At 58.8% G+C, this 15,735-nt stretch carries 15 protein-coding genes, 2 tRNA genes and 1 pseudogene; 8 read left to right on the top strand and 10 right to left on the bottom strand.

All coding sequences use genetic code 11. The annotated features are described in order from the left end of the window. Positions 1-190: 190 nt before the first annotated feature. Together DA373_RS14175 and DA373_RS14180 are read left to right on the top strand one after the other, a co-directional pair. Positions 191-1,048: an SdiA-regulated/phytase-like domain-containing protein gene (locus DA373_RS14175; RefSeq protein ID WP_107852958.1), complete on the top strand. Its 858-nt coding sequence runs from the start codon at positions 191-193 to the stop codon at positions 1,046-1,048. Positions 1,049-1,128: 80 nt separating this feature from the next. Beyond that, positions 1,129-2,922 (top strand): bifunctional diguanylate cyclase/phosphodiesterase, encoded by a 1,794-nt coding sequence (locus DA373_RS14180; protein WP_107852959.1) that lies wholly within the window; start codon positions 1,129-1,131, stop codon positions 2,920-2,922. On the opposite strand, the gene DA373_RS14185 is transcribed toward DA373_RS14180, so the two are convergent. The 3 genes from DA373_RS14185 to DA373_RS14195 all read right to left on the bottom strand — a co-directional run bounded on the left by DA373_RS14185 (position 2,916) and on the right by DA373_RS14195 (position 6,074). Then, complete coding sequence (locus DA373_RS14185) at positions 2,916-3,203, bottom strand: encapsulin-associated ferritin-like protein (protein WP_107852960.1); 288 nt, start codon at positions 3,201-3,203, stop codon at positions 2,916-2,918. The two genes, DA373_RS14180 and DA373_RS14185, sit on opposite strands and share 7 nt — an antisense overlap. A 171-nt stretch (positions 3,204-3,374) precedes the next feature. Continuing rightward, on the bottom strand, positions 3,375-4,526 hold the full coding sequence (gene yiaY / locus DA373_RS14190; RefSeq protein ID WP_107852961.1) for an L-threonine dehydrogenase: 1,152 nt from the start codon (positions 4,524-4,526) through the stop codon (positions 3,375-3,377). 30 nt (positions 4,527-4,556) lie between these two features. After that, positions 4,557-6,074: an aldehyde dehydrogenase family protein gene (locus tag DA373_RS14195; RefSeq protein WP_107852962.1), complete on the bottom strand. Its 1,518-nt coding sequence runs from the start codon at positions 6,072-6,074 to the stop codon at positions 4,557-4,559. Between the two features lie 216 nt (positions 6,075-6,290). On the opposite strand from DA373_RS14195, the gene DA373_RS14200 reads away from it, so the two are divergent. After that, positions 6,291-7,994, top strand: coding sequence for a sigma-54-dependent Fis family transcriptional regulator (locus tag DA373_RS14200; protein WP_408635789.1), 1,704 nt, complete (start codon positions 6,291-6,293; stop codon positions 7,992-7,994). 10 nt (positions 7,995-8,004) lie between these two features. Here DA373_RS14200 and DA373_RS14205 read toward each other — a convergent pair whose 3' ends face one another. Beyond that, complete coding sequence (locus tag DA373_RS14205; RefSeq protein ID WP_107852973.1) at positions 8,005-8,655, bottom strand: L,D-transpeptidase family protein; 651 nt, start codon at positions 8,653-8,655, stop codon at positions 8,005-8,007. Between the two features lie 198 nt (positions 8,656-8,853). Here DA373_RS14205 and DA373_RS14210 point away from each other — a divergent pair, with 198 nt between their 5' ends. The 5 genes from DA373_RS14210 to DA373_RS16580 all read left to right on the top strand — a co-directional run bounded on the left by DA373_RS14210 (position 8,854) and on the right by DA373_RS16580 (position 11,749). Further along, the gene (locus tag DA373_RS14210) at positions 8,854-9,444 is read left to right on the top strand and encodes a hypothetical protein (protein ID WP_107852963.1); all 591 of its coding nucleotides are present in this window, start codon (positions 8,854-8,856) and stop codon (positions 9,442-9,444) included. A gap of 314 nt (positions 9,445-9,758) precedes the next feature. Beyond that, on the top strand, positions 9,759-9,989 hold the full coding sequence (locus DA373_RS14220; protein WP_107852964.1) for a TA system antitoxin ParD family protein: 231 nt from the start codon (positions 9,759-9,761) through the stop codon (positions 9,987-9,989). Then, the gene (locus DA373_RS14225) at positions 9,964-10,287 is read left to right on the top strand and encodes a type II toxin-antitoxin system RelE/ParE family toxin (RefSeq protein WP_107852965.1); all 324 of its coding nucleotides are present in this window, start codon (positions 9,964-9,966) and stop codon (positions 10,285-10,287) included. The genes DA373_RS14220 and DA373_RS14225 overlap by 26 nt, the downstream gene beginning before the upstream one ends. A gap of 157 nt (positions 10,288-10,444) precedes the next feature. Continuing rightward, positions 10,445-11,578 (top strand): ISAs1 family transposase, encoded by a 1,134-nt coding sequence (locus tag DA373_RS14230; RefSeq protein WP_107852966.1) that lies wholly within the window; start codon positions 10,445-10,447, stop codon positions 11,576-11,578. A 45-nt stretch (positions 11,579-11,623) separates the two neighbouring features. Next, positions 11,624-11,749, top strand: a complete 126-nt coding sequence (locus DA373_RS16580) for a hypothetical protein (RefSeq protein ID WP_269801429.1) — start codon at positions 11,624-11,626, stop codon at positions 11,747-11,749. A gap of 233 nt (positions 11,750-11,982) precedes the next feature. On the opposite strand, the gene DA373_RS14235 is transcribed toward DA373_RS16580, so the two are convergent. The 6 genes and pseudogenes from DA373_RS14235 to DA373_RS14260 all read right to left on the bottom strand — a co-directional run. Further along, positions 11,983-12,069, bottom strand: a tRNA-Leu gene (locus tag DA373_RS14235). Positions 12,070-12,092: 23 nt separating this feature from the next. Further along, positions 12,093-12,166 (bottom strand) — tRNA-Cys (locus DA373_RS14240). A gap of 118 nt (positions 12,167-12,284) precedes the next feature. Next, positions 12,285-12,833, bottom strand: a complete 549-nt coding sequence (gene pgsA, locus DA373_RS14245; RefSeq protein WP_107852967.1) for a CDP-diacylglycerol--glycerol-3-phosphate 3-phosphatidyltransferase — start codon at positions 12,831-12,833, stop codon at positions 12,285-12,287. Between the two features lie 48 nt (positions 12,834-12,881). Continuing rightward, positions 12,882-14,711 carry an excinuclease ABC subunit UvrC gene (gene uvrC, locus DA373_RS14250; protein ID WP_107852968.1) on the bottom strand — a complete coding sequence of 610 codons (1,830 nt, stop codon included), beginning with the start codon at positions 14,709-14,711 and terminating at the stop codon, positions 12,882-12,884. A 14-nt stretch (positions 14,712-14,725) separates the two neighbouring features. Further along, complete coding sequence (uvrY, locus tag DA373_RS14255) at positions 14,726-15,367, bottom strand: UvrY/SirA/GacA family response regulator transcription factor (RefSeq protein WP_107852969.1); 642 nt, start codon at positions 15,365-15,367, stop codon at positions 14,726-14,728. A 250-nt stretch (positions 15,368-15,617) separates the two neighbouring features. Further along, positions 15,618-15,735 (bottom strand): annotated as a pseudogene (locus DA373_RS14260) (IS5/IS1182 family transposase); the annotation flags it as partial.

Below are 15,735 nucleotides of genomic sequence, written 5' to 3' on the forward strand. Positions count from 1 at the left end.
AAGCAGGCATATTGCCGGCTTATAATAAAAACAACAGTGCATCATTTTCATTAACACCGGATTCACCAAAACATCATCACCGGCAACTTTCGGCTCGCCATACTGAGGAGGAACATGACGCTGCCGCCGGCGGTTTTCCCGGGCTGGTTACCGGTATAAGCTGACCCTGAATATTAGTCTGGAGATAGGTATGCTGCGTCACGGTTATATTCTGCTGCTGTTGTTACTCACCGCCTGTGCCGGCGCCGGTGACCGGCGCCTGGTGCTGGACGCCGCCGGCAGTTTTCCCGCCGCACTGTCGGAAAGCTCCGGGCTGGTGGCCTGGCCAGAAGGCGGTTTTATCAGCCACAACGACAGCGGCAAGGCCGCCGAGCTGTTTGTGCTCGATCAACAGGGCGGGCTCAGGTACCGGCTGCCGGTGGCCGCTCCCAACCGGGACTGGGAAGATATCGCCCGCCATGGCAACACCCTCTATCTGGCCGATACCGGCAACAACGGCGGCCGGCGCCGGGATCTGCGCATTTTCAGACTGGAGCTGAGCGCAGAGGATGCCGGCATACCGGTCACCCTGCCGGTCCGCTACCGGGAGCAACTCAATTTTCAGCCGCCCCGGTACCAGCACAACTTTGACGCCGAGGCCCTGGCCTGGGTCAATGGCGAGCTGTGGCTGTTCACCAAACGCTGGCTGGATCAGCAAAGTGCCCTTTATCGCCTGGATCCCGGCGGCAATTCAGACCCACTCACCGAGTGGCAGCGGCTCAATCCGCACATGCTGGTAACCGGCGCCGACTTTGACGCCGCCAGCCAGACCCTGCTGCTGGTGGGCTACAGCCGCAGTCTGTTCGATCGCCGGGCCTTTGCCTGGCTTTACCCGGTACGGGACAAACGGGTAGTGGAAAGTGCCGGACGACGCTTTCGCCTGAACGAAACCGGCCAGTTCGAGGCCATTGCTCTGGGGGAAGACGGCCATGTTTATCTGTCCCGGGAAGGCGCCGCTCCCCAGCTGTTTCGAAGCCGGCTGCCCCTGAGCCGGCTTCAGGCCCGTTAAACAAGGCATGCGTTCCTGTCATATTTAATTAACAACAACGCCATAAAGTGAAGGCATCTGCGCTCACCATTAAGTTTCAAATGTTTCCACTACAGAGTGTCGGCGACGATGTTGCCGGCCTGATCGCCGAGGGCCGGCTGTACCCGTTATTTCAGCCCATTATGGATGTCAGGGCCGGGCGTCTGCTTGGCCATGAGGCGCTGATCCGCGGACCCGCCGGCCACCGGCTGGAACGGCCGGTGGCCCTGTTTGCCGAAGCCGGCAAACAGGGCCTGCTGTCGGAGCTGGATCTGGCCTGTCGTCAGGCAGCCCTGCACCGTTACCACGAGCTGAACATCAGCAACAGCCTTTTTATTAACGTTAACCCCAATGTGCTGCTCGACAAGCGCCATCCCAGAGGCTGTACCCGACGGCTGGCGGAAGCGCTGAATATTTCCCCGGAGCGCATCGTCATCGAGCTCTCGGAGCAACATGCGGTACAGGATACCGATGCACTCAAGAAGGCCCTCAGATACTACCGGCAGCTGGGCTTTCGCATTGCCATCGACGATCTCGGCGCCGGCTATTCGGGACTCAAACTGTGGTCGGAAATCGCTCCCGACTTCATCAAGATAGACAGGCACTTCATTCACCAAATCAATCAGGATCCGGTGAAACGGGAATTTGTACAGAGCATTGCCGCCCTGGCCCGCAGCATGAACTCGGCCGTGATTGCCGAAGGTATTGAAACCCGGGCCGAGCTGGAGCAGTTAAAGGAGCTGGGCATCCACTACTGTCAGGGGTTCTGGCTGGGACGCCCTGAGCCCACCCCCATCACCTCGGTGCCGGCCTTTGTACCCACAGGCGAAGGCTTCGTACCCCATCGCCCCCAGGATACGGTGGAAAGCCTGGCCCGTACCATTCCTGCCATGGATGTGAGTGAGCACCTGGAAAGCGCCTTTGAGCGACTGCTGGCCGATAACCAGTTGTACTCCATTCCGGTATTGGCTCAGGGCATGCCGGTGGGCATGCTGCACCGTTCGCGGGTCATGGAGCTGTATTCCACCCCCTTTGGCCGGGCCCTGAACGCCAACAAGCCGGTGACCCGGGCCATGGATACCCAACCGGTTATCGTGGACCGGCACACCCCTCTGGAACGGGTCAGCCACCTGATCACCGATGACGACACCGTTATCGCCCGCCAGCATTTTATCATTACCCACAACGGCCATTATCATGGCCTGGGCTCGGTACGGGGCTTGCTGCGTACCATTACCGAACAACGGCTGCTGCACGCCCGTTACGCCAATCCGCTCACTCAGCTGCCGGGCAATGTGCCCATTTACCGGGAAATTGACGAGGCACTGCGGCAACAGCGGAATTTTTACGTGGCCTACTTTGATCTGAACCACTTCAAGCCCTATAACGACGTTTATGGTTACGCTCAGGGCGACAAGGTACTGCAATGGGTAGCACGGCTGCTGCTGCAGATCATTGGTGGCGCCGGCCAGTTTCTGGGCCATGTGGGCGGTGACGACTTTGTGGCGGTGTTTGACGCTCACTGCGACTGGCGGCAACTGTGCAGCGAAGTGATATACCGTTTTGACGAAGAAATTACCGGCTTTTACAAGGCCGAAGACCGGCTGCGCCGGGGCATGGTGGCGCCTTCCCGCAACGGTGAATTGCAGCGTTATTCGCTGCTGGGCATCGCCATTGGGGTGGTGCACCCGGATCCGGCCCGTTGCCATTCTCACGACGACGTGGCGCTGCTGGCCAGCGCCGCCAAGCACGCCGCCAAATGCAATGAACAAAGCGGTTTTTGTTTCAGCCCGGAGCGAGCCCCTCACCTGCAGACCCCCTTGCAGCCCCCCCTTACGGAGCTGCCGGATCAATGATCACAGATCTTGCCACTGGTAAACAGGTAGTCTTTCAGCTCCTTGTCAAAGGTGGGATCCCGGCGGCGTATCCATTCCAGCACCATGGCGGCGTGCTCTTTCTCTTCATCGCGGTTATGGGCCAGAATGGCCTTGAGTTCGGGATCCCTGCAGGCATCCACCCGCTGGTTATACCAGTCTACCGCTTCCAGCTCTTCCATTAACGAGGTGATGGCCCTGTGCATGTCCCGGGTGTCATCGCTGAGCTCGTCGATGGGCTCGTGATAACCTTCGTTCGCCATAATGGGCTCCTTGTGTTGGTGAGTTCACACTGTTATTGAGTCTGGCCAAGACCGGGGACTTTGCAACCCGAGTGAGTACAGCCGATCTGCGTTTACGGGAATACATTGAAAAAAGGCGCCTGACGGCGCCAATGCAGGCGAGCCGCCTGCGTTCCACTTTTTAAAGGTATTTCAGAACGCGGCCTTAAAGATGCCGACCACTTCATCGTGGCTGGGCTGCACCGGGTTGGTCAGGCCGCAGGCGTCCTTCATGGCGTTGCGGGCCAGCTCGGCAAAGTCGCTTTCCTTTACCTTGAGCTCACTGAGGCCGGCGGGAATGCCCACTTCCCGGGCCAGCCGTTCAATGGCGGCAATGCAGCGGTCCGCGCCCTGCTGCTCGGTCAGCCCCTGTACCTCTTCACCCAGGGCGGCAGCCACCTCGGCAAGTCGGGCGGCGGCCACCCGGCTGTTAAAGCGCTGTACGTGGGGCAGCAACACGGCGTTGCACACCCCATGAGGCAGATCGTAGAAGCCGCCCAGCTGGTGGGCCATGGCGTGCACATAACCCAGCGAGGCGTTGTTAAAGGCCATGCCCGCCAGCAGCTGGGCATAGGCCATGTTGTTGCGGGCTTCCATATCGGCGCCGTTGGCCACCACCCTGGCCAGGTTTCGGCTGATCAGGGTAATGGCCTTGATGGCACAGGCGTCGGTAATGGGGTTGGCGGCGGTGGACACATAGGCTTCCACGGCATGAGTGAGCGCATCCATGCCGGTGGCGGCGGTGAGCGACGCCGGCATGTTTTTCATCAGAAACGGGTCGTTCACCGACAGCACAGGGGTCACGTGCTTGTCGACGATGGCCATTTTGATGTGGGTGCGCTCGTCGGTAATGATGCAGAAGCGGGTGATCTCCGAAGCGGTGCCGGCGGTGGTGTTAATGGCCACCAGCGGCAGCTGGGGTTTGGCGGACTGATCAACCCCTTCATAGTCGCGAATATCGCCGCCGTTGCTGGCCACCAGGGCGATGGCCTTGGCGCAGTCGTGGGGCGAGCCGCCGCCCAGGGAGATCACGAAATCGCACTGTTTTTGCTGAAGCATAGCCAGGCCCGCCTCCACGTTGCCGGTGGTGGGGTTGGCCTGCACGCCGTCAAAGATGCTGGCCTGAATGTCCCTGGCCGCCAGTGCCTGCTGCAGCTGGCCGGCGTAACCCAGCTCCACCAGGGGCCTGTCGGTCACGATCAGGGCATGACGAAAACCGGACTCGCTGACCTGATTGACCGCCTGCTCCAGGGCGCCGTCGCCGATCAGATTGACGGAGGGCATAAAAAAGATTGCTGTGCTCATGGGTTTGCTCCTGTTATTGAGGCCGAAGCCTCAGAAAAAGCCCAGGGGATTGCTGCTGTAGCTGACCAGCATGCACTTGGTGAGCTGGTAGTGATCCAGCATCATCTTGTGGGTTTCCCGGCCGATGCCCGATTTTTTGTAGCCCCCAAAGGCGGCATGGGCAGGATAGGCGTGGTAGCAGTTCATCCATACCCGGCCGGCCTGAATACCCCGGGCCATGCGGTAGGCGCGGTTTACATCCCGGGTCCAGACCCCGGCGCCCAGGCCAAACTCGGTATCGTTGGCAATGGCCAGGGCCTCGGCCTCGTCTCTGAAGGTGGTGACCCCCACCGCCGGGCCGAAGATCTCTTCCTGAAACACCCGCATGTGGTTGCAGCCCTGAAAGATGGTGGGCTGAATGTAGAAGCCGTTTTCCAGCCCGCTGATGGAATTGGCCTGGCCCCCCAGCAGCATTTGCGCGCCTTCGGAGCGACCCACTTCCAGATAGCCGAGAATACGGTCGAACTGCTCCCGTGAGGCCTGGGCGCCTACCTGGGTTTCGGTGTCGAGGGGGTTGCCCTGCCTGATCTCCCGGCCCCGCGCCAGCACCCGCTCCATAAAGTCGTCATAAATGCTTTCCTGCACCAGCGCCCGGGACGGACAGGTACAGACCTCGCCCTGGTTAAAGAAGGTCAGCAGCATGCCTTCAATGCACTTGTCCACGAACTCGGGCTCAAAGCGCAGCACGTCTTCAAAGAAGATGTTGGGGGACTTGCCGCCCAGCTCCACGGTGGACGGAATAAGCCGTTCGGCGGCGGCCTTGAGAATGTGCTGGCCCACGGGGGTGGAGCCGGTAAAGGCCAGCTTGGCGATGCCGGGGTGGCGCAAAATGGCTTCGCCCGCTTCCGGGCCCAGGCCGTTGACCACGTTGATCACCCCCGGCGGCAGCAGATCGCCGATCAGCTCCATTAATACCAGAATGGAGGCCGGAGTCTGCTCGGCGGGCTTGAGCACGGTGCAGCAGCCCGCAGCCAGCACAGGCGCCAGCTTCCAGGCGGCCATCAGCAGCGGAAAGTTCCAGGGAATGATCTGCCCCACCACCCCTACCGGCTCGCGAAAGTGATACACGGCGGTGCCCGCATCCAGCTCGGCGGCGCTGCCTTCCTGAGCGCGAATGGCACCGGCGAAATAACGGAAGTGATCCACCACCAGGGGAATGTCGGCGGCCAGGGTTTCCCGCACCGCCTTGCCGTTGTCCCAGGTTTCCGCCACCGCCAGCATTTCCTTGTTTTGCTCAATGCGATCGGCAATGCGCAGCATCAGGTTGGCGCGCTCCGCCGGCGGCGTGGTGCCCCAGCCGGCAAAGGCCTGAGTGGCAGCCCTGACCGCCAGATCCACGTCATCGGCGTCGGAGCGGGGCACCTCACAGAATACGGCGCCATTCACCGGCGAGGTGTTGTCCATGTAGCGGCCATTGATCGGTGCGATCCACTCACCGCCAATATAGTTCTGATAACGGGCCTTGAAGCTGACAACGGCGCCGGGTTGACCAGGTTGCTGATAGATCATGGTGCTCTCCTTGCTGAGTGTGTTCAGTGACGGTCTGGACAGTGCAAGGGCGATGCCAGCTTTACATTTTCATAACAAACAAAGGCGCAGGCCTTATGTTGCAAGGCATTGCCGGCTACACTGGGGCACAAGATTCGCTGGCCCGTTTTCAGCGAGCTGTAGCGCGAGTGTACGGGTGTTCAGTACAAGTGTTCAGATTCCGCACAGGCGAAGAGAATGACCATGATCTATCCCGCTCCAACCCCGCAGCCCGGTGAGCTGCTTACCCGCTCCTGGCAACGCAGCCAGACCTTTGGCCTGCAACGCAACCATGCCGCCGATCCCTGCTGCCTGCCCCCGGCCGAGCTGCGCCGGCGCCAGCAGCGCCACCGCCATTTGCTGAGCCTGCTGCAAAAGGCCATGCCGCTGTTTGAGCAATGGCAGCAGGGCCGGGATTGCCGGCTGCTGTTTGCCGATGCCGAAGGCACCATACTGCTGAGCGCGGGCGACACCCGCTTTGGTGACCGGGCCCGGCGTCTGGCCCTGGCCACCGGCGCCCGCTGGCATGAGCAGACCATGGGCACCAATGCCATTGGCACCGCCCTCTCGGAGCAGCAGGAAGTGTCGGTGCTGGGCGAGCAGCACTATATGCATGCCAACGGCGCCATCAGTTGCAGCGCCAGTCCGGTGTTTTCTCCCACCGGTGAACTGCTGGGAGTGATCGACATTTCCAGCGAGGCCGGCGCCCACAGCGCCGACATGCTGCTGACCGCCCGGCTGATGGCGCTGACCATGGAAAACGCCCTGATCAGCGAGCAGCAGGACGCCTGCTGGCTGCTGAACCTGGCCAGTGATGCCGCCGGCCTGCAACAACCCTGGTCGGCGCTGATTGCCCTGCGGGAAGACGGCCGGCTGCTCGGTGCCAACCGCCGCGCCCGGCAGTGGCTGCCGGAGCTGGATACCACCGGTCTGCTAAGCCAGCTGCGCCAGGGTGAACTCACGCCCTGGGGGGATGGCATGGTGCTGCTGAGCCGAAAGCCGGCACCGGTCCACCCTTGCCCGGTCGCCAGCGCCGACAGCGCCGCCCTTAAGCTGCTCAACCACGGCGTGCCCCTGCTGCTGCAGGGCGAAACCGGTACCGGCAAGGATCACACCGTACGCCGGCTGCACCGGCAAAGCCGGCGGGCTCAGGGGCCGCTGATTGCGGTTAACTGCGGCGCCCTGCCCGCCGAGCTGGTGGAAGCCGAGCTGTTTGGCCATGCCCCCGGGGCCTTTACCGGCAGCCACAGGAACGGACGCACCGGCTATGTGCGCGCCGCCCACCAGGGCATTTTGTTTCTGGATGAAATCGGCGAGCTGCCGCTGGCGGCCCAGACCCGGCTGCTTCGCGTATTGCAGGAAAAAGCCGTGGTACCCCTGGGCTGCCATGAGCCCGAGCCGGTGGACTTTTGCGTGATTGCCGCCAGCCATAAAAATCTGGAGGCCATGGTGCAGGCGGGCCAGTTTCGGGAAGACCTGTATTTTCGCCTGAACGGCTACAAAATCACGCTGCCGCCCCTGCGCGAGTTTGCGCGGGTGGAGTTTGAGGCGATGGTGAAAAAATTACTGGAGGAGCTGCACGGTCATGCCTGCCGGCTGGCCGCCGGACTGATGGACACCCTGCACGGCTGCCCCTGGCCGGGCAATATCCGCCAGCTTCGGCAGGTACTGGAAGTGGCCGGCATTCTCGCCGACGGTGCCATTATTGAGGCTCATCACCTGCCCGAACTGCCCAGAGCACCAAAACCGGCGCCGGCCTCTCAGGATCTGAAGGCCTCCACCGAGCAGACAATAAAACAGGTGCTGAACGAGTGCGACGGCAATATCAGTGAGGCGGCGCGGCGACTGGGGATCAGCCGCACCACCCTGTACGCCCGGCTCAGGCGAAGCCGGAAATCGTAACTCCGGGCGCTCAGATATCTTCGTTACGAGGGTATTTGGCAAACTCCCGGGAGATATCGGCATAGAGCTCCACCGCCCAGCGTGGCAGGTTGGCGGCAAAGCCGTCGAGGGGCTCCCGACGGGGATCATGGGGGGCGATGATCACTGACGTATTGTCCACGCCAATGCGGCTGACCAGCACAAACAGCTCCTCAATGGCAATATCACCAATGGCCAGACAGCCCACCGACTCCGCCTTGCCGTGAATGTAGATATCACTGCCCGGCTCGGTGCGCCCTTCCTTGGCGGCGCGCATCAGATCGTAGGAATTGGGATAGTTAAGCCGCATCGACAGATGAAAACGGCTGTCGGGGTTTAAATGAGTAATACGATAGATGCCCTCGGGCACCTGTTTATCGCCTTCCCGCAGCTTGGGCCCGGGGCCGCCGCTGGCCTTGCGCACCGGGTAACTGCGAATAAAGCGAAAGGCGCCGTCGTCGTTGCGGGCCCACAACTCCAGGGCTTTTTCTTCCTTGGTGGCCAGCAAGACAATGTCTTTGGGCGGATAACTGACCTCGGCCCGCATAAAGTGCGGCCGCATGCGTATTTCGGCCAGCTCGCCATAGGCAGACATGACGTTGTCTATGCTGCCATGAACATAGGAAAAAGCAGGGCCTGACATAAGCAAAGTACCCAAAACAAAGGCTGGAGCAATAAATCCGGTTAAGCTGCGCATAAAGAGTAATAAACCCGTACTGACTTCCTTTGCTGCATGATAGCCCGTCCCCCCCGGGCTTGTAATCAAATTATACACCGCTATTGTCTAACAGCCCTCCCGGGGCCACACTTCAGAAGGGAAGATATGGCACGGAGGTTAAGGATGATCTCTTTTCTACGCGGGTGGCCCCTGCTGCTGGTGCTGCTGGCCGGTTGCGCCGAAATGACGGCGTTTGATCTGGGCAATGGCAATGGTTTCAGAGTAACCGACCAGACCCCGGGCGTGGCCGTCACTCAGGAGCGGCCCCCTCGCCTGGCCAGCCTGACCTTTTTTTCACCCCGCCCCTTCAGTGAGCAGGCGGCCGGCCGCTGCGCCGAGCGGCTGCTGGTGCCACTGGACGAGACTGCGCCGGTCATTCACTATTCCGGACGGGACATGCTGAACGCCGAAGGCATGGTGGAGCACAGGCCACGGCTCTACGGCCTGCTGCCGGTGCAGGACAAGATTCGGTTTGAGCTGACTCTGCTGGGCAAGGTAAAGGGAACCACCTATGGTTTTCGCCGCATCGAGTCGGCCCGCCGGGATCCGCTCGGGCTGAACGGCCATGACTACACCTCTCTGCCTTCGTCGGGTCAGGAAACAAGCCAGCTGTATCAGCGGCTGGAGCGGCTGTTCAGACAAATGGATGCCTGCATCGCCAGGGGTGACGACAACAGCGCCATGCATGGTTCACTGGCGCGCAGCCACAGCTGAAACGGGTGGCAGCCGGGAACTCGCCGAGGGGCGTAAACGGCGCAGCACAGACAGAGCCTAGACAGCACCAGATATTGCCACTTCAATCGCTGAGTTAAACGGGCTAGGCTATCAGCCGTTAATGCGGCAGATCCTTACCCTCTTTGCAGGCGCTGAGAAAAAGTGCCTGTTGCAGAACACCAGCACCTTCTGAATTGTCATCATTATATAACTCCCTCTCACGGAAAAACGGCAAGCGACAAAGCAACAAAAGGGTTTGATATGCAACATTTTGTCGCATACAATCCAGTTCAGTGAATCAGGGAGACACGACCATGGCCCAATCAATCAGACTGGACGACGAGTTCGTTGCAGATGTCAAAATGCACGCTTCCGTGGCACACCGCTCCGTTCCAAAACAGATCGAGTACTGGGCCAAAATCGGCCAGATGGTCGAGGAGAACCCGGATCTGCCCTTCAGCTTTGTGAAAGACGCACTGCTGGCCACCGAAGAGGTAAAAGCTGGAAAGGTAAGGCCTTATGCCCGCAGAACAAAGAGAGATTGATGTTTACGAGTCCAACCTCTTCACCAGGCAGCTTTCCAGGCTGAGCGTAAAACAGGTGAAGGTGGTGGAAGACGAGATCGACAAGGTAATAGAGAATCCGGAACTCGGTGAACGTAAGGTTGGCGATCTGTCCCATCTCTGGGTTCACAAGTTCAAGCTGGACGGCCAGTTGGTGCTGCTGGGGTATAGCTGGGTGGAAGACAAGCTGGAGCTTTACCTGCTCAGCGTTGGCCCGCACGAAAATTTCTACCAGGAAGCAAAAAAACGGCGCAAGGCCGATATTCGGTTAATGAAATAAGAAGAACGCTTACTGCGCCCCTTCCAGTTCCCTCAGCAAGTCTTTTGTGCCCCTGGCGGTAGTGCAGGGCAAGATCGCGAACACTTTACAACCAGTTTGGGGTGGTTTGACCCGCTGATCGACTTGTGATCTTATACTCCCTTTTGGGAGCACGACCATGAGCCTTGATGCCTTTTTCGAGTACTTTGGTGAACTGACAGATCCCCGCCAAACGGCCAAGATTAGTTACCCGCTGTTTGACGTCCTGTTCTTGACGGTGTGTGCGGTCATCGCCGGCGCTGAAGGTTGGGAAGACATCGAAGATTTCGGTGAAGCACACCTCGACTGGTTTCAGGATAAAGGCTTGTTTACCAATGGCTTGCCGGTACATGACACCATTGCCCGTATCGTTTCTGCCCTTGACCCCACCGAGTTTCAGCAATGCTTCGTTCATTGGGCACAATCAGTCAATGAACGCACTGGCAGTGAGCTGATAGCCATCGACGGTAAGACCTTGCGGGGTTCATACGATCGTGAGGACAGACGCTCTGCCATCCACATGGTCAGTGCCTTTGCGGTCGATAACAAGGTGGTCATGGGGCAACTGAAAACCGAGGCCAAATCCAATGAAATCACGGCCATTCCTGCCCTGCTAAGTCTGCTGGATATCAACGGCTGCCTGGTTTCCATTGATGCCATGGGTTGTCAGACCAAGATTGCAGAAACCATCATCAGCCAGGGTGGAGATTATCTGCTTGCGGTAAAAGATAACCAGGAACTACTGCACCGGGCGGTTCAGCGTGAGCTTCGTCCGGTACACAGTGAAGAAACCAAGCCGGACAACGTCATTATTGAGCATGGACATGGTCGCACTGAAGCCCGGGAGTACCATGTTCTGCCGGCCACCGCACTGCTTGCCGAGTTTCCCGAGTGGAAAGGCATGAAAACACTGGGCGTTGCCATTGGTTATCGCCAGGATAAATCAGGCAAGTCTTCGCTGGAGTACCGCTATTACATCAGTTCAGCTGAACTGGACGCCGCTCGATTTGCGGCTGCTGTTCGTGGTCATTGGGGGATTGAAAATAGCCTGCATTGGGTTCTGGATGTATCAATGAAGGAAGATAACTGCCCCATTTATCGCGAGAATGCCCCCGAAATCCTGGCCGGATTCCGGCACATGGCGTTAAATATGTTACGTTCTGAAACATCGAAAAAGGCCAGTATCAGGCGGAAACAGAAGATGGCGAGTATGAACAGTGCTTACCTGGAGAAAGTGATCATTGCCGGATTGGCGTCGCTGGGCAAAAAGTAAGCACTCATGCTCTCGCCCTGGGCGGTAGTGTCCTCACCAGTTGGAATGCCATCTGACTGGGTGGTAGGCGCCACCGCAGTGGGCACCATCAAGGGCAACCTGCAAAGCTTCACCGGCTACGCCCGGCACCCTTTACCCAGGCGGCCCAGAGCGGCCGCCTTCGCGTATTGATCTGAGGTTCAGCCACCAGTGAAGCAAATTGCACGAAAATAAAGAAATTACAGCGCTGGCAGGATCAATAAAGCCACGCTAAACCTGAAAAACACGAAAATGGGAGCTTCAATCAGCGTCACAGCACCGTACCACAACAGAGCAAAACATCGCTGTCGCCACTTTGTCGCCATTCAGGGCAAAAGTGAAAAGCTGAAAGAGTTAGAAATGTACTGTAAGTACTTGAGTTTCAATGGTGCCCGGAGCGGGACTTGAACCCGCACGCCCTTGCGAGCGAGGGATTTTAAATCCCTTGTGTCTACCGATTTCACCATCCGGGCGTAGACGTATTCGAAGAAGAATATGGAGGCGCGTTCCGGAATCGAACCGGACTAAACGGATTTGCAATCCGCTGCATAACCACTTTGCTAACGCGCCACAGGAAGGTCGTTGATATGGCTGGCATTTTAATGGCGAATGACGCTCAGTCAACCAGAATCTGTTTTTTCACGTCCATTCGCACATTTTTTATGCGCAATCCTGATTTTTATACTTTTTATTTGCTGCTGGTCAGGTCGCCCCAGGCCGCTCTCAGATAGTCGTAGGCCGAAAACAGGGTCAGGCCGGTGGCCACGTAAAGCAGCACATAGCTGCCCCAGATCATGTAAATGTTCTGCTGCCAGATAAGACCGATCAGCGCCAGCATCTGAATGGTGGTTTTCCACTTGCCAATCCAGCTGACCGCCACCCGCGAACGCTGACCAATCTCGGCCATCCATTCCCGCAGGGCGGAGATAAGGATCTCGCGGCCGATCATGAACATGGCCGGTATGGTCACCAGCGGGCTGCTGTAGTCTTCCACGATCAGCACCAGGGCGGCCGCCACCATCACCTTGTCGGCCACCGGATCAAGAAAGGCACCAAAAGGAGTACTTTGCTCAAGCTGGCGGGCAAGAAAACCGTCCAGCCAGTCGGTAACCGCCGCCAGGGTGAAGACTGCCGCCGCCCAGAAATAAGCCCAGTCAAACGGCAGATAAAACAGCACGATGAAGATGGGGATCAGCAGAATGCGAAAAAAAGTCAGGGAATTAGGGACATTTATCATTGTTGTTTAAACCAGGGTACGATGCCAATACATGGTGCATGATGAGCTTCAGTGATGCAACGCATCGTGGATCTTTTCTGCCAGCGCCCGGCTGATGCCCGGCACTTTGGAAAGCTCATCCACACTCGCCCGCTTCACTTCCTGCAGACCGCCCAGGTATTTTAGCAGGGCCTGGCGGCGTTTGGCACCAACCCCGGGAATACTCTCCAGGCTGCTGGTGGTGCGAGCCTTGCCCCGCTGAGCTCTGTGCCCGGTGATGGCAAAACGATGAGATTCGTCGCGAATATGCTGGATCAGGTGCAGTGCCGGCAGATCGGCCGGCAGGTGCCGTTCTTCGTGGCTGAAGCCCATGATCAGGGTCTCCAGCCCGGGCTTGCGGGTCACGCCCTTGGCCACCCCCACCAGCAGAGGCTGTTTCGGGCTGTCGGCCAGCGCCTCCTGCACCACAGCTTCGGCCTTGCTGAGCTGGCCCAGGCCGCCATCGATAAACAGCACATCCGGCAAACTGTCGGGATCGGCCCCGTCAAAGCGCCGGTTCAGCGCCTGCTCCATGGCCGCGTAGTCATCCCCCGGAGTGATGCCACTGATATTAAAACGGCGATAGTCGCTCTTGCGCGGACCGTCCTGGTCAAACACCACGCAGGAGGCCACGGTTTTCTCACCCATGGTGTGGGAAATATCAAAACATTCCAGGCGGGCAATGTCCGGCAATCCCAGCACCTCCTGCAATTGCGCCAGGCGCTGACGCTGTGTGCTGCGGTGGGCCAGCCGGCTGGCCAGGGCGGTGTCGGCATTGGTGCGGGCCAGCTTCACAAAACGCGCCCGCTCACTGCGCACGGCACTGCGCAGTCGTACCTTGCGGCCGTAATGCTGGCTCAGGGTCTCGCTGAGCACGGCTTCGTCGGGCAGGGTACGGTCCAGCAACACTTCCGACGGCGCTTCACGGCCGTTGATGCCGGAGAGGTAAAACTGCAGCACAAAGCTCTGCAGTATCTCCTCGGCCTCGGTGTCGGGGGCCATGCGCGGAAAATAGCTGCGCCCGCCTAGCACCTTGCCCTGGCGAATAAACAGCACCTGCACACAGGCCTGGCTGCGTTCAACGGCCAGCCCAATCACATCGAGATCGTCAAGCACATTGCCACTGACAAACTGCTGCTCCTGCACCCGGCGCAACGCCTGCAGCTGATCCCGGAACCGGGCGGCGTCTTCAAAACGCAGTTCCTGGCTGGCCTGCTCCATGCTGTCAGCCAGATCGGTCAGTACCTGCTGATTCCTGCCCTGCAGAAACAACCGGGCCAGCTGCACCTGATGGGCATATTCCTCATCACTGACCAGACCCTGCACGCAGGGGCCGGCGCAGCGCTTGAGCTGATACAGCAGACAGGGCCGGCTGCGGTTGGCATAGACACTGTCTTCGCACTGGCGCACAGGAAACAGTTTCTGCATCAGGTGCAGGCTTTCCCGCACCGCATTGCCATTGGGGTAAGGACCGAAGTATTCCCCCCGCTTTTTGCGTGCACCGCGGTGAATGCTGATACGCGGATGGGCATGGTCAGAAATAAGGATATAGGGATAGGACTTGTCGTCCCGCAGCAGCACATTGTATTTGGGCAGGTGCTGCTTGATCAGGTTGTGCTCCAGGATCAGCGCTTCGGTCTCGGTGTGGGTCACCGTCACCTGCACATCATGGATCTGGCGCACCAGAGCCCGGGTTTTCTCGCCGCTGACACTGGCGCGAAAATAGGACGACAGCCGTTTTCTGAGGTTTTTGGCCTTGCCCACATAGATCACCTCTCCCCCGGCGTCATACATCATGTACACGCCGGGCTGATCGGTCACCACCTTGAGAAAGGCCTTTGCATCAAAGGGCTGGCTCATACGGTATGCCGGGCTCAGATTTTTTCTGCGTCGAGCATGCCGTAACGAATGGCCAGATGAGTCAGCTCCACATCACCGTTGATATTGAGCTTGCTGAACAGCCGGTAACGGTAGCTGTTCACGGTTTTGGGACTCAGGTTGAGCTGCTCGGAGATGTCGGTCACCCGCTGGCCCCGGGTGATCATCAGCATGATCTGCAGCTCCCGCTCCGACAGCTCCTTGAACGGGTTTTCCTCGTTGGAAAACTGGCTCAGGGCCATGCGCTGGGCAATTTCCGGCGACAGGTAGCGCTGGCCGCTGTGCACCAGGCGAATGGCGTTGATCATTTCTTCCGGCCCGGCGCCCTTGGTCAGGTAGCCGGCGGCTCCCGCCTGCATCACCTTGGTAGGAAACGGGTTTTCGGTGTGAATGGTCAGGACGATGATTTTGACATCGGGATTGAAGCGCAGAATCTTGCGGGTGGCTTCAAGTCCGCCGATACCGGGCATGTTCATATCCATCAGAATGACGTCAGGGTGATGTTCACGACACCACTGCACGGCTTCCTCACCGCTTTTGGCCTCGCCCGTCACCTTCATTCCCTTGACGTCTTCCAGTATGCGTCGGATCCCTGTGCGCACTAACTCATGGTCATCAACCAGGAATACGTTTATCAAAGCTGTTCTCCGACTGCTGTAACCTGCTTAGCATATCTCAATTACCCATGCTTCGCATCTGAACGAAAAACGCAGGCCGAACAAAAACATTCGGCCGCGGGGGTTCCTTTAGTATCAAATTGGCACCGGCTTGGCAACTTTAACCCGAGCAAAAAGCGAGGCGAAACAGGAAGGACGTGAGAGGGAGAAGGGAGAAGGGAGAAGGGAGAAGGGAGAAGGGAGAAGGGAGAAGGAAAGCCTCAGAACCTGTTTACGATCTCCGTAATAGCAAAACCAAAAATGCCAAGTGGATGAACTGCAAGCTCGTATTGAGCTTGCGCTCGCAGTTCTTCCACAGCCTCCGACACTTCTCCAGCCAAGCAAATGAG

The organism is Oceanimonas marisflavi, assembly GCF_003049725.1.
GTDB classification, from domain to species: Bacteria; Pseudomonadota; Gammaproteobacteria; order Enterobacterales; family Aeromonadaceae; genus Oceanimonas; species Oceanimonas marisflavi.